This window comes from Lentzea flaviverrucosa, assembly GCF_003350445.1.
GTDB classification, from domain to species: domain Bacteria; phylum Actinomycetota; class Actinomycetes; order Mycobacteriales; family Pseudonocardiaceae; genus Lentzea; species Lentzea californiensis.
In genome coordinates, this window is record NZ_QQAU01000001.1 from 587,441 (window position 1) to 611,813 (window position 24,373).

General features: G+C 72.9%; 4 protein-coding genes. All 4 read right to left on the reverse strand.

The window, feature by feature from the left end:
* Positions 1-158: 158 nt before the first annotated feature.
* The 4 genes from DFR72_RS02960 to DFR72_RS02975 are packed head-to-tail and all read right to left on the reverse strand — an operon-like array spanning position 159 to position 24,347.
* A complete protein-coding gene (locus tag DFR72_RS02960; RefSeq protein WP_090064152.1) occupies positions 159-530 on the reverse strand; it encodes a nuclear transport factor 2 family protein in 372 nt (123 codons plus the stop codon).
* Positions 527-7,420: a non-ribosomal peptide synthetase gene (locus tag DFR72_RS02965; RefSeq protein WP_211335272.1), complete on the reverse strand. Its 6,894-nt coding sequence runs from the start codon at positions 7,418-7,420 to the stop codon at positions 527-529. Before DFR72_RS02965 ends, DFR72_RS02960 begins: the two co-directional genes overlap by 4 nt.
* Positions 7,417-19,614 (reverse strand): non-ribosomal peptide synthetase, encoded by a 12,198-nt coding sequence (locus tag DFR72_RS02970; protein WP_211335273.1) that lies wholly within the window; start codon positions 19,612-19,614, stop codon positions 7,417-7,419. Before DFR72_RS02970 ends, DFR72_RS02965 begins: the two co-directional genes overlap by 4 nt.
* Positions 19,611-24,347: a non-ribosomal peptide synthetase gene (locus tag DFR72_RS02975; protein WP_090064151.1), complete on the reverse strand. Its 4,737-nt coding sequence runs from the start codon at positions 24,345-24,347 to the stop codon at positions 19,611-19,613. Before DFR72_RS02975 ends, DFR72_RS02970 begins: the two co-directional genes overlap by 4 nt.
* Positions 24,348-24,373: the final 26 nt, after the last annotated feature.

Genomic DNA, 24,373 nt, shown 5'->3' on the forward strand with positions numbered 1-24,373 from the left:
CTGGGTGATTCACGCTCAGCAGGGCGCCTCGCGGCACCGCCCCCACGCCCCCTACGTCCGGTATGAGGACGTGGGGGCGGCACCACGACGCACCCGTCTGACCGCGAATTCGCCCGGCAACCTTCCGAGCCACACCACTGGCCGGCGGGCCGCGGGGGTCAGACCAGCGGGGCGAAGAAGAACGTGTCCCGGCGGGCGAAGTGGCCGTCCTCGGTGAACTCGAAGAAGTCGGAGAACCTGAGGTCCACGTTCCTGCCGTCGTGCAGGACACCGGCGAACGTCCCGTAGACCGCGACCTCGTCCTCGCCCTCCACGACCTTGTCGACGGTGTGGCGGCCTTCGCGGATCACGCGGGCGCCGCCGTAGAAGGCGGTCATCTCCTGGTGGCCGACCATCGGGGCGTAGCCGGGGCGGCGGTAGGTGGCGTCCGGGCTGAACATGTTCACCAGGCCCGTCACGTCGCCTGCGTCGACGAGCTCGTAGTAGCGGTGGACGGAGGTGACGTGGGTGGTGTTCAGGACGGCGGTCATGAGCGGGGCTCCTCGCTGGAGAGGTGGGTGGACAGGACGGCGCCGATGGACGCCAGCGGTTCCGGGGCGGTCAGGCCGCCGTGGGTGCTGTGCACGCGGTGGACCTCGACGTGGCCGGTGAAGTGCGGCAGCCACGAGGCCGGGGTGGGGTCGGACGGGGATTTGCCCTCGGTGGCCTCGAACACGTGCGCGCCCGCGGCCAGCAGTGAGGGCTTGTGGCGGTTGTGGAGGTTGACGTTCGACGCGAACACCTCGGGCAGCGCGGCCCCCGCGAAGCCGGCCAGTGGACCGGCCTGGTCGCGGATCGCCGCGTCGAACTCGGCGCGGGTGCGGACGGGCTGGTCGAGCTCGTAGCCCAGGGACAGCAGCAACGGGGTGAGCAGGTCCGGGTCGTCCGGTGACACCGGCGGGTGCTCCTCGGTTTCCGGGTAGCCGTCCAGCAGGGCCAGGAGACCGATGTCGGACGGGGCCAGGAGGGTCGCCATCTCGTGCACGACGACCGCGCCGAACGACCAGCCGAGCAGGTGGTACGGGCCTTCCGGCTGGACGGTGCGGACCAGGTCCAGGTAGTCGGCGGCCATCTCCGCGAGGCTGGCGGGCATCGCGGACGGGTCGGTCAGTCCGCGCGCCTGCAGGGCGTAGACCGGGCGGCGCGGGTCGACGTGCGGCAGCAGGCCGTAGTACTCCCAGCTGATGCCGGCGCCGGGGTGGACGCAGAACAACGGCGCGAGGTCTCCCTTGGTGCGCAACCCGATCAGCACGCCCAGCGGATCACCGGCGGCCGAGCTGCCGAGCCGTTCGGCCAGGCCTGCCGGGGTCGGGGCGTCGAACAGCAGGCGCAGTTCGGGGCGCACGCCCAGTTCCGCCCTGATCCGGGAGACGAGCTTGGCCGCCAGCAGCGAGTGGCCGCCCAGGGCGAAGAACCCGTCGTCCGGCCCGACCGACTCGCGGCCGAGCACCTCGGCGAACAACGCGCAGAGCGTCGCTTCCAGTGCCGTCGCGGGCGGGCGGAACTCTGCCGTCACCACCTCCGGTGCGGGCAGGGCCCGCCGGTCGAGCTTCTCGTTGGGGGTCAGCGGCAGGGCGGGCAGGACGACGAACGCCTCGGGCACCATGTACCGGGGCAGGAACTCGGCGAGCCGGCGCCGCACCGCCGCCGGGTCGATCCCGTCCGGCGCGACGAGGTACGCGACCAGCCGGTCCTCGCGGACGACCACGGCCGCCTGGACGACCTCCGGCAGGGCGCACAACGCGGCCTCGACCTCTCCGGTCTCGATGCGCAGGCCGCGGATCTGCACCTGCTGGTCGGCGCGGCCGTGGAACGCGAGCCGCCCGTCCGGGAGCCAGCGCACGAGGTCGCCGGTCCGGTACATCCGCCCGCCGGTGGGCGAGGCCACGAACCGGGTCGCGGTCAGGCCGGGGTTGCCCAGGTAGCCACGCGCGAGGCCCGCGCCCGCCACGTACAGCTCGCCGACCACACCCGGCAGGACGGGCCGCAGGTGCTCGTCCAGCACGAGCGCCAGGTAGTTGTCGATCGGCGTGCCGATCGGCGGCAGGTCCGCGTCCGCGCCCGGCGACACCAGGCCGCACGTCGAGTTGACCGTGCATTCCGTCGGGCCGTAGGTGTTGTACAGCTCGAACGGCATGCCGGCGGGCGGGCGGCGGCGCAGCACGTCCCCTCCGGTGTGCATGACGCGCACCGAGGACGCGGCCAGTGCCGGTTCGTCGAGCATGGCCTCCAGCCGCGGGGTGGCCAGGGACGACACCGTGATCGCGCTCTCCGCGATCCACTCGGCCAGGGCCTCGGTGTCCTCCAGCACCTGCTGCGACGGCAGGTGCAGGGCGGCGCCGGACACGAGCGTCGGCCAGATCTCCGCGACCGCGGCGTCGAAGCCCTGCGCGGACAGGTGGCTGGAGCGGTCGGACGGCACGAGCCCGAGCGCGGGCACCAGCCAGGCCGTCTGGTTGGCGAGCGCGCGGTGCTCGACCACCACGCCCTTGGGACGGCCGGTGGAGCCGGACGTGTAGATCACGTACGCGGCGTCGCGCGGGTCGCCCGCGACCACCGGCGCGGTGGCCGGACACTCCGGGACCTCCCCGTCCAGCACCACCTTCGCCGCGTCGCTGGACGCGACCAGGTGCGCCAGCGCCCGTTGCGTCACCACGACCGGCGCACCCGCGTCGGCCAGCATGTAGACCAGCCGCTCCGGCGGGTAGGTGGGGTCGACCGGCAGGTAGGCCGCGCCGGTCCTGAGCACGGCCAGCAACGCCACGACGCTGCTGGTGTCCCGGTCCGTGCAGACCCCGACGACGGTGCCGCGGCGCGCACCGAGCGCGATCAGGTGGTGCGCCAGCCGGTTGGCCCGTTCGTCCAGCTCGCGGTAGGTGAGCATCCCGTCGTGCGCGACGACCGCGGGTGCATCGGGAGTACGTGCTGCGACATCGGCGATCTGCGCCTGCACGGGCCTCTCGACGTCGTGCGCGACCGCCGTGTCGTTCCACCGGCGCAGAACGGCTTCCCGCTCGGCCGCGGTCAGCACCTCGATCCGGCTCAGCGGCGCCGACGGGTCCGTGACGAGCGTTTCGACGAGACCGACCAGCCGGGCCAGCAACTTCTCGGCGCTGGCGCGGTCCCACAGGTCGACGGCGTACTCCAGGCACACCTGCAGCCCGGCCTCGCTCTGCCCGAAGCCCAGGGACAGGTCGAGCTTCGCGCCGCCGGTGGTGGTGCGGACGGTCCGCACGTCCAGGCCGGGCAGGCCGAGCGCGTCGTCCTCGACGCCGTCCACCCCGTCCTGCAACGCGAGCGACACCTGGAACAGGGGGTGCCTGGCGCTGGAACGCTCCGGGTTGACCCGCTCCACGACGCGGTCGAACGGCACGTCCTGATGCGTGTACGCGGCCAGGTCGGCCTCGCGGACGCGCGCCAGGATGGTGGTGAAGTCCGGGTCACCGGACAGGTCGACGCGCAACGCGAGGGTGTTCACGAAGAGGCCGACCAGGTCGTCCAGGTCCTCGGGGCCGCGGCCGGCGACCACGGTGCCGAGCACGACGTCCGTGCCGGCGCCCAGCTTGGTCAGCAGCGTCGCCACGGCCGCGTGCAGTGCCATGAACACCGTGGCGTTGTTGGCCCGTGCCAACGCGACGAGCTTCTGGTGCGTGCCGGCGTCGACCTGTGCGCGGACCTCGTCGCCGATGTTGTCCGACACCACCGGACGCGGGCGGTCGACGGGCAGCCGCAGTTCGTCCGGGACGCCGTTCAGCGTCTCGGCCCAGAACTCGAGCGACTCGGCGGACAGCTCCTGCCGCAGGCTGTGGTCCGGGTACTGGATCGGCAACGGCTTCCAGTCCGGTGCCACGCCGGCGACACGAGCCCGGTACGCCTCGGCGAGGTCGCGCAGCAGCACACCGGTCGACCAGCCGTCCGTGGCGATGTGGTGCAACGCCAGCAACAACATGTGGTCACGTGCACCGACGCGCAACACGTGGACTCGCAGCGGGATGTCGGCGGCGAGGTCGAACGGGCGCGCCACCAGCGCGGCCGAGGTGGCTTCCAGCTCGGCTTCGGCGCAGTCCTCGACCTCGAACACCAGCTCGTCCGCCGGTAGCACGACCTGGTGCCACCCGGAGGCGTCCTCGGGGAACACCGTCCGCAGGGCCTCGTGCCGTTCGACGACGTCGAGCAACGCGGTCCGCAGGGCCTCCAGGTCCAGATCCCCGTGCAGCCGCATGGCGTGCGGCGCGGTGTAGGCGTGGTCGGCGACCTCCATCGCGAGCCGCACACCCAGCTGGGCGGACGACAGCGGCACCCGTTCCGGGCGGTGTTCCGGGCGGGGCGCGGTGCGCACCGGTGCCGTGCTGTCCAGGTGTCCGTCGAGACCGCGGGGTGTGGGGTCGCGGAACAGGACGCGGATGCCCAGCTCGACGCCGAAGACCGTGCGGATGGAGGCGAGCAACCTGGCCGCGAGCAGCGAATGCCCGCCGAGGTCGAAGAACCCGTCGTCGAGACCGACCGCCTCGAGCCCCAGCACCTTGGCGAACAGCCCGCACAGGATCTCCTGCCGGGGCGTGCGCGGCTGGCTGCCGCCGACGGTGTACGACGGCGCGGGCAACGCGCGGCGGTCCAGCTTTCCGTTGGGCGTCAGGGGGAACGCGTCCAGCGTGACGAAGGCGGCGGGCACCATGTGCTCGGGCAGCCGCTCCAGCAGGTGTTCCCGCAGGCGCCGCGGGTCGGCGTCGCCGACCACGTAGGCGACGAGCCGCTTGCCGCCGGGCCCGTCCTCGCGCGCCACCACGGCCGCGGCCGTCACGTCCGGATGCGCGGTGAGCACCGCCTCGACCTCCGCGGGCTCGACGCGGAACCCGCGGATCTTCACCTGGTCGTCGGCGCGGCCCAGGTAGGTCAGCGTGCCGTCGGCGCGGCGGCGGACCAGGTCACCGGTCCGGTACAGCCGTGCCCCGGCGGCGAACGGCGAGGCGACGAACCGTTCGGCGGTCAGTCCGGGCCGGCCGAGGTAGCCGTGCGCGAGGCCCTCTCCGCCGACGTACAACTCCCCCACGGCACCGGTCGGCACGGGTGAGAGCCGGTGGTCGAGCACGACCGCGCTCTTGCCCGCCAGCGGGGAACCGATCGGCACCACCGTGCCGTCCCAGCCCTGCGGCACGGTGAACGAGGTGGTGAAACCCATGCTCTCGACGGGTCCGTAGCCGTTGACCACGCCGATGCCCGGCACGGCGGCCAGCACCGCGCGCACGTGCCCGGCCGAGGCGGCCTCACCGCCGGTCAACGCCCAGCGCAGCCCGGTGAAGATCTCCGGGCTGGTGTCCCAGAGGTGGTTGAACAGGCTGGCCGACGCGTCCAGCACCGTCACGCCGTGACGCACCACGAGCCGCGCGATGACCGCGGGCTCGGGCCGCTGGCCGGGGTACAGCACCGACGTGCCGCCGGCCAGCAACGGGCCGAACAGCTGGGTGGCGAAGGCGTCCCACGACACGGAGGCGCACTGCAGCCACACCTCGCCGGGGCCGAACCCCGCGTACCGCTGGCCGGCCAGCGTGCCGGTCAGCGCGCGGTGCGGGGCGCCTGCTGCCTTCGCGGCACCGGTGGAGCCCGAGGTGAACATGACGCACGCCAGGTCGTCGGGACCGGTTTCCGGTGCGGTGAACGGCATCGGCCGGACGTAGTCGAGCGCGACCACGGGCACGTCCACGTCGAACGGCCGGTCGGTCAGGACGAGCCGCACCGGCGGGGACGCCACCATCGAGGCCAGCCGTGCGGGCGGGAAGTCGACGTCGAGCATCAGGTAGGCCGCGCCCGCCTTGAGGACGGCCAGCAACGCGGTCGCCATCTCGACGCCGCGTCCGATGTGGACACCCACGACGTCACCACGCCGGATCCCCTGCGAGAGGAGGAAACCCGCGAGGCTGTCGGACTCCGCGTTCAGCCTCGCGTAGGTGATCTCGGTGTCGTCCGACACCAGGGCCACGGCCTGCGGGGTGCGCGCGGCCTGACGTGCGAACAGCTCGTGCACGGTGGCGGCGGGCACGGGTGTCTCCGTGGTGGCGAGCACCGCGGCGCGTTCCTGCGCGGACAGCACCTCCAGGTCCCACAACGGCCGGTCGGGGTCGGCCGCGGCCTGGTCCAGCAACCGGACCAGCCGCTCCAGCAGCATCTCGGCGGTCGCGTCGTCGAAGAGACCGGTGAGGTACTCCAGCGAGCACGCCACCCCGTCCCGTCCCTCGCGCAGCGACAGGGTGAGGTCGAACTTCGCGGAACCCGCCCCGAAGGGCTCCACCGCGGCGGTGAGGCCGGGCAGTTCGAGGGCGCCCTCGGAGTCCGTGTCCACGAGCACCATGACCTGGAACAGCGGGTGCCTGCCCGGCGCCCGCACCGGGTTCAGCTCCTCCACCAGCCGGTCGAACGGCAGGTCCTGGTTCCCGTAGGCGTCCAGCGACTCCTCGCGCACCCTGGCCAGCAGCCCGCGGAACGACGGGTCGCCGGACACGTCCACCCGCAGCACCAGCGTGTTGACGAAGAACCCGACCAGGTCCTCCAGCGCCTCCTCGCCGCGGCCGGTCACGACCGTGCCGATCGGGACGTCCTCGCCGGAGCCGCTGCGTGCCAGCAACGCGGCGAAGGCGGCCTGGGCGACCATGAACAGCGTCGCGCCGGACTCCTCCGCCAGCACGGCCAGTCCCCGCGCGGTGCGGGCGTCGAGCAGCGCGGTCACGGCGGAGCCCGCGGTGCCGGTGTCGCCGTCGCGCGGACGGTCGACGGGCAGCGGGATCTCCTCGGGCAGACCGGCCAGCTTCGCCCGCCAGTGCGCCAGCTGGGCGCTGAGCACGCTGCCCGGGTCGTCGGCCGAGCCGAGGACGTCCTGCTGCCACAGCGTGTAGTCGGCGTACTGGACGGGCAACGGCTCCCAGTCCGGCGCCTCGCCCTCCAGTCGCGCGGTGTAGGCGGCGGTGAGGTCGCGCAGCAACGGTCCGAGCGACCAGCCGTCGCTGACGATGTGGTGCATCACCAGCAGCAGCACGTGGTCCCGCGGCCCCTCCTCGAGCAGGTGCGCCCGGAACGGCGGGTCGGCGGCGAGGTCGAACGCCTCCCGCGCCGCGCGGCCCAGCACGAAGGCCGGGTCGCCCGGTTCGAGCACGGCGAGCACGACCTTCGCGTCGTCCAGGACCTCCTGGTACGGCTCGCCGTCGCGGCTGGGGAACGTGGTGCGCAACGCCTCGTGCCGCGCGACCACGTCGGTGAGTGCGAGCTCGAGCGCTTCTCTGTCGAGCACTCCGTGTAGCCGCAGTGCGAGAGGGATGTTGTAGGCGGCGCCGGTTCCCTCGTGCCGATCGAGGAACCACAGCCGTTGCTGGGCGAACGACAGGGGGATCACAACGTCTCCTTGGACATCGGACGGGCCCGCAGCACGGGCCGTGGGGCGGGACGGGCGGCTGCCGGCAGGTGGGCGGCCAGGCCCGCGACCGTCGGGTTCTCGAACACGGTCCGCACGCCCAGTTCCGCGCCGAAGACCGAACGAACGCGACTGACCAGGCGCATCACCAGGATCGAATGGCCGCCGAGCGCGAAGAAGTCGTCGTCGACGGTCACCTCGGGGGCGTTCAGCAGTTCCGCGAACAGGCCGCAGAGCAGTTCCTCGTGCGGGGTCTGCGGCGCACGGCCGGCGACCCGCCGCACGTCGGGCACGGGCAGTGCGGCGCGGTCGAGCTTCCCGTTGGGCGTGCGCGGCAACGACTCCAGCGCGACGACCGCGGCCGGCACGAGGTAGTCGGGCAGGTGCTTCGCGGCGAACTCCCGCACACCTTCGGCACGGCCGACGACGTACGCGACGAGCCGCTTGTCGCCGGGACTGTCCTCGCGGACCACGACCTCGGCCTGCCGCACGCCCGGATGACGGGCGAGCACCGCCCGCACCTCACCGGGCTCCACCCGGAAGCCGCGGATCTTGACCTGGTCGTCCGCGCGGCCGAGGAAGTGCACGACGCCCTCGCGGTCCTGGCGCACCAGGTCGCCGGTGCGGTACATGCGCTCGCCGGCCACGCCGTACGGGTTGGCGACGAACCGTTGCGCGGTCGCGGGGGTCTGGCCCAGGTACCCGTGCGCGAGGCCGTCACCGGCCATGTACAGCTCACCGGGGGTGCCCGGCGGCACCGCACGCAGCCACCGGTCGAGCACGAACACCCGCTTGCCCGTCACCGGGCGGCCGACCGGCACGCTGATCCGTTCCAGGTCCCGCGGCTCGACCGCGTGGCAGAGCGTGAAGATGGTGTTCTCCAACGGCGAGTAGCCGTTCACGACCCGCAGGAACGGGTGCCGGTCGAGCAGGGTGCGCAGGTGCGGGAGGGAGGCGGGTTCGCCACCGGTCATCACCTCGCGGACGCCGTCGAACACCTCGGGCATCTCGTCGATGAGGAAGTTGAGCAGGCTGGCCGAGACGTGCAACGTCGTGACGCCGTGCTCCTCGGTCAGGCGCTTGATCTGCGCCGGTTCCGGGGTCTGGCCGGGCTGCAGCACGCAGGCGGCGCCGGAGAGCAGCGGGCCGAACAGCTCCAGCGCGAACGCGTCCCAGGACACCGGCGAGCACTGCAGCCAGACCGCGTCCTGCGCGAATCCGACGTAGTCCTGGCCGGTCAGCGTCGTGACGAGCGCCCGGTGCGACACGACGACGCCTTTGGGACGTCCGGTGGAGCCCGAGGTGAACATGACGCACGCCGGGCTGTCCGCGGTGATCACGCGGGTGAAGTCGCCGGACGGGTAGTGGCCGCCGTCGACGTCCTCCAGCACGAACACCGGTCCGGCCTCGTCGAGCAGCGCCTGCCGGCGGTCGGCCGGGTGGTCGGGGTCGAGCAGGACGTAGGCCGCGCCCGCCTTCAGCACGGCGAGGATGGCGACGACGAGGTCCACACCGCGCGGCAGGCACACCGCGACCGTGTCGCCGGCTTCCGCGCCCTGCGCCGCCAGCCTCCTGGCGAGCCGGTTCGCGCGAGCGTGCAGCTCGGCGTACGTGACGGCCTCGCGGTCGTCGATCAACGCGACGGCGTCCGGCCGTCCGGTCATCAGTTCCGGCAGGGTGGCGTCCCGGTGCGGGCTGTCGCCGGAGGAGTTCCACTCCCCCGTGACGACGCGCAGTTCGTCCGCACCCAGGACATCCACTGTGGACAGTGGCTGCCCGGGGTTCGCGGCGACGGTCTTGAGCAACCGGGCCAGCCGGGTCACGACGGCCTCGGCCGTCTCGCGGTCGTAGAGCTCGGTCGCGTACTCCAGTTCGCCGGTCAGCCCGGCCGGAGTGCCGTCCTGCGCGAACGCCTCCCGCAGGCCGAGGGTGAGGTCGAACTTCGCCGCCCCGGTCGCCGCGGGCAGCGTCTCCACCTCCAGACCGGGCAGCACCGACTCGCCCTCGGCGTTGTTCTGCAGCACGACCATGACCTGGAACAGCGGGTGCCTGGCCGTGGTGCGAACCGGGTTCAGTTCCTCCACCAGCCGTTCGAACGGCAGGTCCTGGTGGTCGTAGGCGGCGAGGTCGTGCTCGCGGACCCGGTCGAGCAGCTCCAGGAACGTCGGGTCGCCGGAGAGGTCGGTCCGCAGCACGAGCGTGTTGACGAAGAACCCGACCAGGTCGTCCAGCGCCTCGTCGGCCCTGCCCGCGACCGGGGTGCCGATCGGGACGTCCGTGCCCGCGCCGAGCCGGGACAGCAGGGCGGCGAACGCGGCGCGCAGCACCATGAACGGCGTCGCACCGGCGGCCCGAGCCAGCGCCGTGAGGCTCTGGTGCACGTCCGCGCCGATGGTGAAGGGCACGACGTCGCCCTGGTGGGCGGGACGGGCGGGGCGGGGCCGGTCGGCCGGCAGCGTCGCCTCCTCCGGCAGGCCGTCGAGGGCCTGCCGCCAGTGCGCGAGCTGGTCGTCGATCGGGAACCGCTGCTGCCACAGCGTGTAGTCCGCGTACTGGACCGGCAGCGGCGTCCACTGTGGAGCTCTACCTGCGATGCGGGCCGTGTAGGCGTCGGCGAGGTCGGTCAGCAGCGGCCGCATCGACCAGCCGTCGGCCGCGATGTGGTGGACCACGATGAGCAGCACGTGGTCGCGTTCACCGGCACGGATCAGCCGCACTCTCAGCGGGCTCGCGGTGAGGTCGAACGGCCTGCGGGACTCCTCCTCGATGGTGCCCTGCGACTCGGCGAAGTCGACCGTCACCGGCAGGACCTCTTGGTGCACAACGCCGTCGCGCTGGAGGAACACCGTCCGCAACGCTTCGTGCCGGTGCACGACGTCCTCGAGTGCCGCGCGGAGTGCCGCCACGTCCAGATCGCCGGTCAGCCGCAGAGCGATCGGGACGTGGTAGGCGGCACCGGGCTGCTGGACCTGCTCGACCGTCCACAACCGTTGCTGTGCCGAGGAGAGCGGCACGAGCTCCGGCCGTTCGGCCGGCACGACCCGTTCCCTGGCGCGGCGGCCGGTGTCCAGGCGTGCTTCGAGTGCGGCCACGGTCGGTGCGTCGAACACCTCGCGCAGTCCGATCTCGGTGTCGAACGCGGCACGGATCCGGGCCACCAGCCGGGCGGCGAGCAGCGAGTGGCCGCCGAGTGCGAAGAAGTCGTCGCGCAGACCGACCTTGGGCGTGCCCAGCAGGTCCGCGAAGATGCCGCACAGCACTTCCTGGCGGGCGTTGCGCGGTGCGTCGTCGCCGGTCTGCACGACCGGTGCGGGCAGTGCCCGGCGGTCGAGCTTGCCGTTCTGCGTCAGCGGGAGCGCGTCCAGCACCACCACCGCCGCGGGCACCATGAACGCCGGGAGCAGCGCGCCTGCGTGCTCGCGGGCCTCCTCGGCGGTGACCTGGCACCCGGTCACCGGCACGACGTAGCCGACGAGGCGCTTGCCGGTCGCCGGTTCCTCCCGCACGACCACGACCGCGTGGGCGATGCGGTCGTGGCGGGTCAGTGCCGCCTCGATCTCCCCCGGCTCGACCCGGAAACCGCGGATCTTCACCTGGTGGTCCGCGCGGCCGAGGAACTCGATCACGCCGTCCGCGCGCCGGCGGGCCAGGTCACCGGTCCGGTACAGCCGGCCGCCCGCACACGCGACGAACCGTTCGGCGGTCGCGCCGGGCTTGTCCAGGTACCCGAGCGCGAGGCCGTCGCCGCCGACGTAGATCTCGCCGGGAACGCCGGGTGGCACCGGGTTGAGGTCACCGTCGAGCAGGTGCACGGTGGTGTGGGCGATCGGCGCACCGATCGGCACCGGCCCGGTCACCTCGGTGATCTGGTGCGTGGTCGCGAAGACCATGCTCTCCACCGGCCCGTACCCGTTCACCAGCCGGACGTCCGGGTACTCGCGCAGCACTCGGGCGATGTGGGCGGGCGACGCGGCGTCGCCACCCGTGACGACCTCGTCGACCTGACCGAACACCTCGGGATGGGTGTCCACCAGGGCGGCGAACAGGCCCGCGGACAACCACAACCTGTCGACGCCGTGCCGTGCGACCTGCTCGGCGATCAACGCCGGATCGGGCACCTGGCACGGTGCGAGCACACAGGTCGTGCCGTGCAGCAGGGGCTGCCACAGTTCCAGGGCAGCCGCGTCCCACGCCACGGGCGCCGCCTGCAGCCAGACTCCGCCCCTGGCGGCGAACCGCTGGCCGAAGAACATCCGCACGGCCGCGCGGTGCGTCGTGACGACACCCTTCGGCACACCCGAGGATCCGGATGTGAACATCACGCACGCCACGTCGTCCCCGCCGACCGGGAACCCCGGCCTCGTCGGGGATTCGTCCCGCACGTCGTCCACCCGCACGACGTTCAGGTGGCCTGGGAGCAGGCCGGCGACGGACGGGTGGCTGACCACGAGGTCCAGCCGTGCCTCGTCCACGATGCGCGCCACCGGGTGCGTCGGGTCGAGCGGCACGTAGGCCGCCCCGGTCTTCAGCACTCCCAGCAGCGCCACGACGAACGCCGGCGACCGCTCGACCAGCACGCCGACCAGGTCGCCCCGGCCCACACCGCGTTCGAGCACCTTGTGCGCCACCTGGTTGGCCCACGAGTCCACCTCGGCGAACGTCAGCCGTTCGTCGCCGAAGACCAGCGCCACCGCGTCCGGACGGAGTTCCGCCTGCTCCTCGAACAGGTCGGCCAGCGACCGGTCGCGCGGGTAGTCGGCGGCGGTGTCGTTCCACGCGGCGAGCAGGTCGTGCTCCTCGGCGGACAGCACGTCCACCCGCGAGACCCGAGCGTCCGGGTCGAGCCCGGCCGCGACGCGTTCGAACCGCGCGGTCAGCGCTCGGGCCGTGGTGGGCTCGAACAGGTCCGCCGCGTACTCCAGCGTGCCGGTGATCCCCGCCGGGCCGTCCTCGTCCACGGTCTCGGCCAGCATCAGCGCGAGGTCGAACTTGGCCGCGGTCACCGCGATGTCGACCGGCTCACCGTCCACCCCGGACAGTTCGGCGGCGGGCGTGGCGGGCTGGACGGTGACGAACACCTGGAACAGCGGGTGCCGTGCGGGCGAACGGACCGGGTTCAGCTCCTCGACGACCTGGTCGAACGGCAGGTCCTGGTTCGCGTACGCCGCCAGGTCCGTCTCCCGGACCCGGCCGACCAGCTCGCGGAAGGTCGGGTCACCGGCGAGGTCCGTGCGCAGCACCAGCGTGTTCACGAAGAACCCGACCAGGTCGTCCAGCGCCTCGTCGGTGCGGCCGGCCACCGCCGTGCCCAACGGCACGTCCGTACCCGCGCCCAGCCTCGACAGCATCAGCGCCAGCGCGGCCTGCACCACCATGAACAGCGTCGCGTCGCACTCGCGGGCGATCGCCAGCAGCCTGCGGTGTGCCTCGGCGTCGAGCGACACGGCCAGCTGCTCGCCGCGGTGGCTCGGGGTCTCAGGCCGCGGCCGGTCTGCAGGTAGCGTGATCTCCTCCGGCAGACCGGCGAGCGCCGTCCGCCAGTGCTCGACTTGAGCGCTGGTGTCGAGTTCCTGCTGCCACAACGCGTAGTCCGCGTACTGGACCTCCAACGGCGGCAGGTCCGGCTCGCTACCGGCTCGGCGGGCGTCGTAGGCGGCGCCGAGGTCGCGCAGCAGCGGTCCCCACGACCAGCCGTCGGTCACGATGTGGTGCATGACCACGAGCAGGACGTTGTACTCTTCGGACAGGCGGAACAGCACGGCCCGCAGGGGAAGGTCGGTCGCGAGGTCGAACGGCCTCGCGGATTCGGCCGCCAGCAACGCCTCCAGCTCGGTCTCATCGCACCTGGAGACCTCCAGCGCGCACTCGGCGTGCGGCAGGACGACCTGCTCGGGCACGCCGTCGCGGTCGGGGAACACCGTCCGCAGCACCTCGTGCCGCGCGAGGACATCACCGAGCGCGGCGTGCAGCGCGGTGGTGTCGAGCGGTCCGCGCAGCCGGCGCGCGATCGGCACGTGGTAGGTCGTTCCCGGACCCTGCATGCGGTTCAGGAACCAGAGCCGGCGCTGAGCGGCCGACAGCGGAAGCCGGTCGGGGCGTTCGGCTGCGCGCACGGATGGCCTGGCCGCGGCGAGGGAGTCGACGCGGGCGTCCAGACCGCGCACGGTCGGTGTGCGGAAGACCTCCCGCAGCGCGAGCTCCACGCCCAGCACCACGCGCACCCTGCTGATCAGCCGGGCGGCCAGCAGCGAATGCCCGCCCAGTGCGAAGAAGTCGTCGTCCAGCGACACCTCGGGCAGGTCCAGCAGGCCGGCGAAGATGCCGCAGAGGATCTGCTGGCGCGGCGTGCGGGCGGCGTCCCCGGTGGACGCGGTGACGCCGGGAACGGGCAGGGCCGCGCGGTCGAGCTTGCCGTTGGCGGTGCGGGGCAGTTCGCCGAGCAGCACGAAGGCCGACGGCACCAGGTGGTCCGGCAGCCGGGCCGCGGCGAACCCGCGCAGCGCGACCGGGTCAGCCGCACCCACGACGTACGCCACCAGCCGTGGCCCGTCGAGCACCACGACCTCCGCCTGGCGGACGTCCTCGCAGGCGTTCAGCACGGCCGCGACCTCGGCCGGTTCCACCCGGAACCCGCGGATCTTCACCTGGTCGTCCGCGCGGCCCAGGAACTCGACCGTGCCGTCCACGTCCTGCCGCACGAGGTCACCGGTGCGGTACATGCGACCGCCGAACGGGCAGGCGACGAACCGCTCGGCGGTCGCGGCCCCCTGGCCGAGGTAGCCGTGCGCCAGACCGGTGCCGGCCATGTAGAGCTCACCGGGGGTGCCCGGCGGGACCAGCCGCAGGTGCTCGTCCAGCACGTAGACCTGCTTGCCGGCGAGCGGGCGGCCGACCGGGATGCTGCGGCGCGCGGTGTCTTCGAGCCGGATCCGGTGGCACAGGGTGAAGATGGTGTTCTCGAGCGGCGAGTAGCCGTTGACCAGCCGGACGTCCGGGTGGCGTTCCAGCAACGTCCGCACGTGCGCCTTCGACGCGGCCTCACCGCCGGTCATCACCTGGCGCACGCCCTGGAGCGCGGCCGGGTACTCGTCCAGCACGAAGTTGAGCAGGCTCGCGGACAGGTGCACGGTCGTGATGCCGTGTTCGGCGATCAGCTCGACGATCCGCGCGGGTTCGGGTGACTGACCGGGCTGCAGCACGCAGGCCGCGCCGGAGAGCAGCGCGCCGAACAGTTCGAGTGCGAACGCGTCCCACGAGACGGGTGCGCACTGCAGCCACACCTCGTCAGCGCCGAACGCGACGTAGTCCTGGCCGGTGAGGGTGGCGACGATCGCGCGGTGCGAGGTCAGCACGCCCTTGGGCCTGCCGGTCGAGCCCGACGTGAACATCACGCACATCGCGGCGTCCGGCCGCACGCGGCGGTGCACCGGCTCCGCGCTCAGTTCGGACGCGCCGTGGACGTCGACCAACCGGCCGGGCAGGGGTTCCTGGCCGCCCACGACCGTCAGCGCGGGGTCGGCCTGGCGCACCAGCGCGGCCAGCCGTTCCGCCGGGTGGTCGGGGTCGAGCAGAAGGTAGGCCGCGCCGAGCTTGAGCACGGCGAGCACGGCCGCGACCAGTTCCGGTCCCCTGGGCAGGCAGATCGCGACGAGCGCGCCGGCATCGGCGTCGATGTGCCGCGCGAGCCGGTTCGCCTGCGCGTCCAGTTCGGCGTAGGTGGTGCGGCCGTTCTCGTGGATCAACGCGGTCGCGTCCGGTGTCCGCAGCGCGTGGCGGGCGAAGATCTCGTGCAGGCACTCGCCGGACTCGACGACGCCCGTGTCGTTCCACTCCACGGCGATCGTGTGCCGCTCGGCCGGGGTCAGCAGGTCCACTTCGGACAGTCGCAGGCCGGGGTTCTCCGCCACGGCGGTGAGGAACCGCACGTAGCGGTCGAGGATCGCGGTGGCGGTGCGGTCCTCGAACAGGTCGGACGCGAACTCCAGGTGACAGGTCAGGCCGTCGCCGGTCGCGTGCAGGGTCAGCGTGAGGTCGAACTTGGCGGTGTGCCGGTCGACCTCGACGAGCTCGGTCTCGCAACCGGGGAACTCGGCTTCGGCCTCGGCGTTGTTCTGCAGCACGACCATCACCTGGAACAGCGGGTGCCTGGCCAGGGTGCGCGCGGGGTTCAGCTCCTCGACGACCCGGTCGAACGGCACGTCGGCGTTCGCGTAGCCGGCCAGGCCGGTCTCCCGCACCCGGTCGAGGAGTTCGCGGAACGTCGGGTCGCCGGACACGTCGTTGCGCAGCACCACGGTGTTGACGAAGAGCCCGACCAGGTCGTCCAGCGCCTCGTCACCTCGTCCGGCGACCGGCACGCCCACCGGGACGTCCGTGCCCGCGCCGAGGCGGGAGAGCAGCGCGGCGAACGCGGCCTGCACGACCATCGCCTGGGTCGCCTGGCCGGAACGGGCGAGCCCGGCCACGTCGGCGTGGACGTGCGCCGTCACGAGACCGCCGCGGTGGCTGGGCGAGGCGGGCCGCAGGTGGTCCGCGGGCGGGCTCGCCTCGTCGGGAAGGCCGGCCAGCGCCGTGCGCCAGCGGCCCAGTTGCTCGCTGAAGTCCTGTTCCTGCTGCCACAGGACGTGGTCGGCGTACTCGACGGGCAGGGCCTTCCACTGCGGCGCCGTGTTGTTGCGACGTGCGGCGTACGCGGCGGTCAGGTCGCGCAGCAGTGGCGCGACGGACCAGCCGTCGGCAGCGATGTGGTGCAGGACCAGCAACAGCACATGACGGTCGGGTGCCTCAGCGGCGAGGTACGCCCGCAGCGGCGGTTCGGTGCGCACGTCGAACGGCCGGGTCGCGCTCTCCTCCAGCGCCGCCGGGTCCAGCGGGATCAGGTCGACCTCAGCGGGCAGCACGACCTGGTACGGCTCGCCGTCCACTGCGGGGAAGACCGTGCGCAACGGCTCGTGGCGTGCGACGAGGTCCACCAGGGCGACGCGCAACGCGTCCCGGTCGAGCGATCCGGTGAGGCGCAGGGCGATCGGGACGTTGTAGGCGGCGCTCGGGCCGTGGACGTCCTCGAGGAGCCACAGCCTGCGCTGCGCGTGGGACAGCGGCATCCGTTCCGGGCGCGGCATCGGGGCCACGGCCCGGCGTGCGGTGCCGAGCGAGTCGAGCAACGCGTCCAGCGCCGCCGGCGTCGGCCGGTCGAACACGTCCCGCAACGCCATCTCGACGCCGAACGCGCTGCGCGCCTTGGCGACCAGCCGTGCCGCGAGCAGCGAATGCCCGCCCAGCGCGAAGAAGTCGTCGTCCAGCGAGACCCGTTCCGCACCGAGGAGGTCGGCGAAGATCCCGCAGAGGACCTCCTGGCGTGCGGTCCGGGGCGCCCGCCCACCGGCCTGGGCACGCTCGGGTTCGGGCAACGCACGCCGGTCGAGCTTTCCGTTGGGCGTCAACGGGAACGCGTCGAGCACCACCACGGCCGCCGGGACCATGTAGTCGGGCAGCCGTTCCGCGAGGTACTCCCGAAGGCCGTCGGCACTGCCGACGACGTAGGCGACCAGACGCTTGCCGGTGCTGCCGTCCGCACGCACCTCGACCGCCGCCCGTTCGACACCGGGGTGGCTCAGCAGCGCGGCCTCGACCTCCCCGGGCTCGACCCGATAGCCGCGGATCTTGACCTGGTCGTCGGCGCGCCCCAGGAACTCGACGGTCCCGTCCGGACGCCACCGCCCGACGTCACCCGTGCGGTACATCCGTTGACCGCCGGCCCGCGCCACGAACCTCTCGGCCGTGGTGCCGGCCCGGTTCAGGTAACCGTGCGCGAGCCCGTCACCGGCGAGGTAGATCTCCGCCGCGACACCCGCCGGCACGGCGTAGAGGCCGCCGTCCAGCAGGTGCACGGAGGTGTTCGCGATCGGCCCGCCGACCGGCACCGGGCCGTTGACCTCGGTGATCTGGTAGGTGGTGGCGAACACCATGCTCTCGACCGGCCCGTACCCGTGCACCAGCCGCACGTCCGGGAACTCCCGCACGACACGGGCGAGGTGCGCGACCGACGGGCTCTCGCCGCCGGTCATCACCTGCCGGACGACGTCGAAGACCTCGGGGTGGGTGTCCAGCACGGCCGCGAACAGCCCCGCCGACATCCAGAGCGTGGTGATCCGGTGCCGGGCCACCAGCCGTGCGATCACCGCCGGGTCGGGGACCTGGCCGGGGGCGAGCACGCAGGTCCCGCCGTGCAGCAGGGGCGGCCACATCTCCAGGGACAGCCCGTCCCAGGAGACCGGGGCGGACTGCAGCCAGGAACCACCGAAGTCCACATAGGACTGGCCGAAGAAGGTCCGCACCGTCGCGCGGTGGGAGGACATCGCGCCCTTGGGCACACCCGAGGAACCGGACGTGAACAGCACGCACGCCACGTCGTCCGCTGTGATCTGCACTGCGGGTCGCGTGGTGGGCTCGTCGCCCGGTCCGGCCGGCACCGCGACGCAGGCCACGCGGCCCGGGTCGTCGGTCACCACCAGGTCCAGCCGCGCCTGCCCCACCACTGACGCGATCCGGTCGTCCGGGTGACCGGGGTCGAGCGGCACGTACGCCGCCCCCGCCTTCAGCGCGCCCAGGATCGCGGCCACGAAGTCCGGCGAGCGCCGCACCAGCACACCGACGAGATCACCGCGCCCGACCCCACGGGCGACCAACCGGTGCGCGACCTGGTTCGCCAGCGCGTCCAGTTCCGCGGCCGGCACCTCCACGCCCTCGAACACCAGCGCCACCGAGTCCGGGTCCCCGTCCACCCGCGCCTCGAACAACTCCACCAGCGTCCGGTCGCGCGGGTAGGCGACATCGGTGGCGTTCCACTCCGCCAGGGCGACCTGCTCCTCGGCGAGCAGCGTGGAGACGCGCGACAGGGGCACGTCCGGCTGCGACGACCACGTGTCCAGCAACGCCGTGAAGCGGCGTGCCAGCAGGGTTGCCGACTGCTCGTCCCACAGGTCCAGCGCGTAGGTGAGCCAGCCGCGCACGCCGTCCGCGGTCTCGGCGAGGTCGACGGTGAGGTCGAACTTGGCCGGGTGCAGCTCGACCGACCCGGTCTCGACGCTCAGGCCGGCGAACTCCGGCGCGTCCTCAGGAGCGTTCTGCAGCACGAGCATCGTCTGGAACAGCGGGTGCCGCGACCGCGAGCGTTCCGGGTTGAGCTCCTCCACCAGCCGTTCGAACGGCAGGTCCTGGTGCGCGAACGCGGCGAGGTCCGTCGCACGGACCCGGCCCACCAGCTCGCGGAGAGTCGGGTCACCGGTCAGGTCCGTGCGCAGCACGAGGGTGTTCACGAAGAACCCGACCAGGTCGTCCAGCGCCTCGTCGGTCCGTCCGGCCACCGCCGTGCCCACGGGGATGTCCGTGCCGGCGCCCAACCGCGACAACAACGCCGTCAAACCGGCCTGCAGCACCATGAACAGCGTCGAGCCGGTGCCGGCCGCGAGGTCCGAGAGCCTGCGGTGCACCACGGGGTCGACCGAGATCTCCACCGCCGCGCCACGATGGGTCGCCGCGGCCGGACGAGGGCGGTCGGTCGGCAGGACGACCTGCTCGGGCAGTCCGGCGAGGGCGTCGCGCCAGTACGCCAGCTGACCGGCCATCTCGCTGTCCGGGTCGTCGGCCGAACCCAGCACCTCCTGCTGCCACACCGTGTAGTCGGCGTACTGGACCGGCAACGGCTCCCAGTCCGGCGCCTCCCCCGCCAGCCGCGCGGTGTAGGCGGCGGAGAGGTCACGGGTGAGCGGGCCCCAGGACCAGCCGTCCGTGGCGATGTGGTGCATGACGAAGAGCAGCACGTGGTCCTGTTCGGACACTCGGAACAGCGTGGGCCGCCACGGGTGTTCGGCCGCCAGGTCGAAGTCGTACCCGGACGCCTCGGTCATCGCGTTCCACAGGCCGGCCTCGCCGGACTCCTTGCGGAGCGCCGGAACCGTGTCCAGCACCAGCTGGTGCGGTTCGCCGTCGACGTCCGGGAACACCGTGCGCAACGTCTCGTGCCGGAAGGCCACGTCGGCCAGGGCGGACTCCAGCGCGGGCACGTCGAGCGGGCCGCGCAGCCGCAGGGTGTGGGTGGCGTTGTAGAGCGCGCCCGCCGGGTCGAGCCGGTGCAGCAGCCACAGCCGGCGCTGGGCGAAGGACAGGGGGCTCACAACGTCTCCTTTTGGCTGGCCCGCGCCCGCAGAGCGGGTCTGGCCTTCTTCGCGAGTACGAGTCGGTCGGCCAGATCGGCCACGGTGGGTCCGTCGAACACGGTGGCGACGGACAGTTCGGCGTGCAGTTCCCGGCGGATCCGGCCCAGCAGCCGCATCACCAGCAGCGAGTGGCCGCCCAGCCGGAAGAAGTCGTCGTCGATCGACACCGACGGCACGCCGAGGACTTCGGCGAACAGCGAGCACAACGCGCGTTCGTTCGCGGTGCGCGGGGCACGGCCCTCCACGACCACCGCGTCGGGCGCCGGGAGCGCCCGCCGGTCGAGCTTGCCGGTGTCGGTGCGCGGCAGGGCGTCCAGCACCACGAACGCCGACGGCACCAGGTGTTCGGGCAACCGTGCGCGGGCGTGGTCGCGAAGCCCTCGAGCACCACCGACCACGTACGCGACGAGGCGTTTGTCGCCCGGCCGGTCCTCCCGCACCACGACCTCGACCTGCCGCACGTCCGGGTGCGCGGCCAGCACCGCGCGCACCTCGCCCGGCTCCACCCGGAAGCCGCGGATCTTCACCTGGTCGTCCGCACGGCCCAGGAACTCGACGGTCCCGTCCGCGTCCTGACGCGCCAGGTCGCCCGTGCGGTACATCCGCCCACCGCCGAAGGGGTTCGCGACGAACCGCTGGGCCGTCGCCGCACCCTGCCCGAGGTAGCCGTGCGCCAGCCCGTCGCCCGCCATGTACAGCTCACCGGGCGTCCCCGGCGGTACCGGCCGCAGCCACCGGTCCAGCACGTGGACCTGCTTGCCCGCCAGCACCCGGCCGACCGGGACGCTGCGCCGCCCGGTGTCCTCGACGGTGATGCGGTGGCAGAGCGTGAAGATCGTGTTCTCGACCGGCGAGTAGCCGTTGACCAGGCGGAGGTCCGGATGACGTTCCAACGCCGTCCGCACGTGCGCCGGTGACGCCGCCTCACCGCCGGTCATCAGCTGCCGCACGCCGGCGAACGCGTCCGGGTGCTCGTCCAGCATGTAGTTCAGCAAGCTCGCGGAGACGTGCACGGTCGTGATGCCGTGTGCGGCGATCAGCTCGGCGATCCGTTCCGGCTCCGGCGACTGGCCGGGTTGCAGCACGCACGCCGCGCCGGACAGCAAGGCGCCGAACAGTTCCAGCGCGAACGCGTCCCACGAGACGGGCGAGCACTGCAACCACACCTCGTCCGCGCCGAACTCGACGTAGTCCTGGCCGGTCAGCGTTCCGGTGAGAGCGCCGTGCGAGGTCAGCACGCCCTTGGGCCGGCCGGTCGAGCCCGACGTGAACATCACGCACGCCGAATCCGCCGGTGTCACCGCGACTTCGGGCGCGGTGTCCGCGGTGCCGTCCGGCACTGTGGTGATCACGGTGCGAACGCCCGCAAGCGCGGTCACGGCCTCCAGGCGGGCGGCGGGGAAGGCGACGTCGAGCACCGTGTAGGCGGCTCCGGCCTTGAGCACCGCCAGGATCGCCACGACGAGCGGGATGCCGCGTTCCAGGCGCACCCCCACCACGTCACCCCGGCGGACGCCTTCGGCGACGAGCTGGTGCGCCAGGTGGTTCGCCCTTCCCTCCAGCCCGAGGTAGTCCACTGTGGACTCGCCGCAGATCAGGGCGGTCGCGTGTGGCCTGCGGGCGGCGATCTGCGAGATCAGGCCGTGCAGGGTGGCGGGAACACGCGTGGGTGCGGCGGCGACCACTGCCCGTTCGCCCGGCAGCAGCAGGTCCACGTCCGAGACGCGAATGTCCGGCGCCTGCGCGACGGCCTCGAGGAAGCGGACCATCCGGCCGGCCATCGCCTGAGCCGTGGCCGCGTCGAACAGGTCGGTGGCGTACTTGAGCGTGCCGCGCAGTCCGTCGCCCCCGGTGAAGTCGAACACCAGGTCCGCCTTGGCGGCGCCCACTTCGAGCGGGACGTCCGCGCAGGACAGTCCGGGGAAGTCCGGCACGGTCGCAGGTGGCTGGAGCACCAGCAACGTCTGGCACAGCGGGTGCAGACCTTGTGCACGGGCCGGTTGCAGTTCCTCCACCAGGCGGTCGAACGGCAGCTCGCCGTGCAGGTGCACGGCACCGTCCTGTTCCCGCACCCTGGCCAGCAGTTCCCGGAACGTGGGCTGCCCGGACAGGTCGGTGCGCAGCACGACGGTGTTGACGAAGCACCCGACGAGGTCGGTCAGCGACTCGTCCTCGCGGCCGGCCACGATCCCGCCGACCGGCACGTCCTCCCCCGCGCCGAGCCGGGACAGCAGCCCGGCCAGCGCGGCGCGGAGCACCATGAACAACGTCGCCCTCGACTCGCGGGCCAGCGTCACCAGCGCGCCGTGCACCGCCGCGTCGAGGCTGATCCCGACCTCGCCCGCAGCACGGACTCCGGCCGACCGGACCGACCGGTCCGCGGGCAGCGCGATCTCCTCGGGCATGCCCGCGAGCTCCGCAGTCCAGAACGCCAGCAGGTCGCCGTCGGCAGACAGCAGGTCGCGGTGCCAGCTCGTGAAGTCCAGGTACCTCACCGGCAACGGGGCCCAGTCCGGCGCACGGCCTTCGAGCCGAGCGGCGTAGGCCTGGGCGAGATCGCGCCACAGCGGGGTGATCGACCACCCGTCCACCGCGATGTGGTGCACGACCAGGACCAGCAGGTGCTCGTCGTCCCCCTCGACGAGCAGACCGGCCCGGATCGGGATCTCCGTCTCCAGGTCGAACGGCCGCGAGACCAGGTCGTCCGCTGTGGACAGCCGGATCGAAGGCGCGTCGAGAACCTCCTGGAACGGCTCGTCCTCGAACGTCGGGAAGATCGTGCGCAACGGCTCGTGCCGCGCCACGACGTCGGCCAGCGCCCAGGTCAGCGCGGGAACGTCCAGCGGGCCACGCAGGCGCATCGCCATCGGCACGTTGTAGGCAGGCCCGCGTTCCGACTGCTGCACGAACCACATGCGCCGTTGTGCGGCCGAGAGCGCCGGGCGTTCGGGCTGTGCCACCGGCACCGGACCGGACCGGGCAGCGCCGGCCGTCGCCATGACCGAGGCCAGCAACGCGGGCGTGGACGCCTCGAACACCGCCGGTGCGGGCACCTCGATCCCCGTGACCGCCCGCAGCCTCCCGACCAGCCGCGCCGCCGCGAGCGAATGGCCGCCCAGCGCGAAGAAGTCGTCGTCCACGCCGATCGGCGAGACGCCCAGGACCTCGGCGAACAACGCGCAGACAGCGTCCTCCGCCGGAGTGCGCGGCGGTCCGCCCAGGGCAACGCGTTCCCTGACCGGCACGGGCAGAGCCCGCCGGTCGAGCTTTCCGTTGGGGGTCAGGGGCAACGCGTCGAGGAACACCACGTCCCCAGGCACCATGTAGCCGGGCAGGATCGACGAGCAGTGCTCCCGCACCTCGGCCTCGGTGGGTGCCGGACCGTCCGCCACCGCGTACGCCACCAGCGACTTCTCGCCCGCCGGCGTCGTCAGCACGGTCACCGCCGCCTGCCCGACCCGCGGGTGCGCCGCGACCACGCCCGCCACCTCGGCGGGTTCGATCCGGAAGCCGCGGATCTTCACCTGGTCGTCGGTCCGCCCGGCGAATTCCAGGTCGCCGTCTGGCCGCAACCGGCCCAGGTCGCCCGTGCGGTACATGCGCTCGCCCGGTGCCCCGAAGGGATCGGCGACGAACCGCACCGACGTCTCCCCCGGCCGCCCGAGGTAACCGCGAGCGAGCTGGACCCCGGTCAGGTACAGCTCACCGACCTCACCCACCGGCACCGGCCGCAGTTCCGCGTCCAGCACTCGGATCCCCGCGCCGGAGGTGGGACGGCCGATCGGCATGAGCCCGCTGCCCTCGACCTCGCGGCACGGCAGGCACGTGACGCCGACGGACACCTCGGTCGGCCCGTACTCGTTGTACAGCACCACGTCCAGGCTCTCGCGGAACCGGTCCGCGACCGCGATCGGCAGTCCCTCGCCCTCCGACGCCACCAGCCGCAACGGGCCGTCGGCGCCGTGCCGCAGGTACTCGTCCAGGAACAGCGGGATCATCGACGCGACGAACCGGATCATCGTGATCCGCTCGGCGCGCACGGTCCTGGCCAGGTAGGCGGGGTCCCGATGGCCGCCGGGGCGGGCCATCACGAGCGTCGCCCCGGCGGCCAGGGTCAGGAAGACCTCGACGACGGACGGGTCGAACCCCGACGGCGTCTTCTGCAGCACCCGGTCGTCCGGCCCCAGGCCGTAGTGCGCCTGGACGTCGGCCATCCGCTGGAGGATGCCGCGGTGGGTGATCACCACGCCCTTGGGCTTGTTGGTCGTGCCCGAGGTGAACATGACGTAGGCGGGGTGGTCGGGCGACGGCGACACGGCGTGCTGCCCACCCGCGCCCTGCGACCACTCCGCCACGTCGGTGAGGCCGAGCGTCAGCGCCGGCCGCGCCACGTCCACCATGTGCGCGGTCCGCTCGGCCGGGTAGTCGGGGTCGAGCGGCAGGTACGCCGCTCCCGCACGGACGATCGCCAGCAGCGCGACGACCAGCTCGGCCGAGCGCGGCACCGCGACGGCCACCACGTCCTCCGGTCCGACGCCCTTGTCGGCGAGGACGCGGGCCAGGCGGCCGGCGCGGGCGTCGAGCTCGGCATAGGTCAGCACCACACCGTCGCACTCGACGGCGGGCGCGTCCGGCGCCGAGCGCACGGCCCGGTCGACCGCGGACGGCAGGGTCTGGAGATCGTCGAGCACGGTGGCACCCCCTTGGCGGGTAGGGA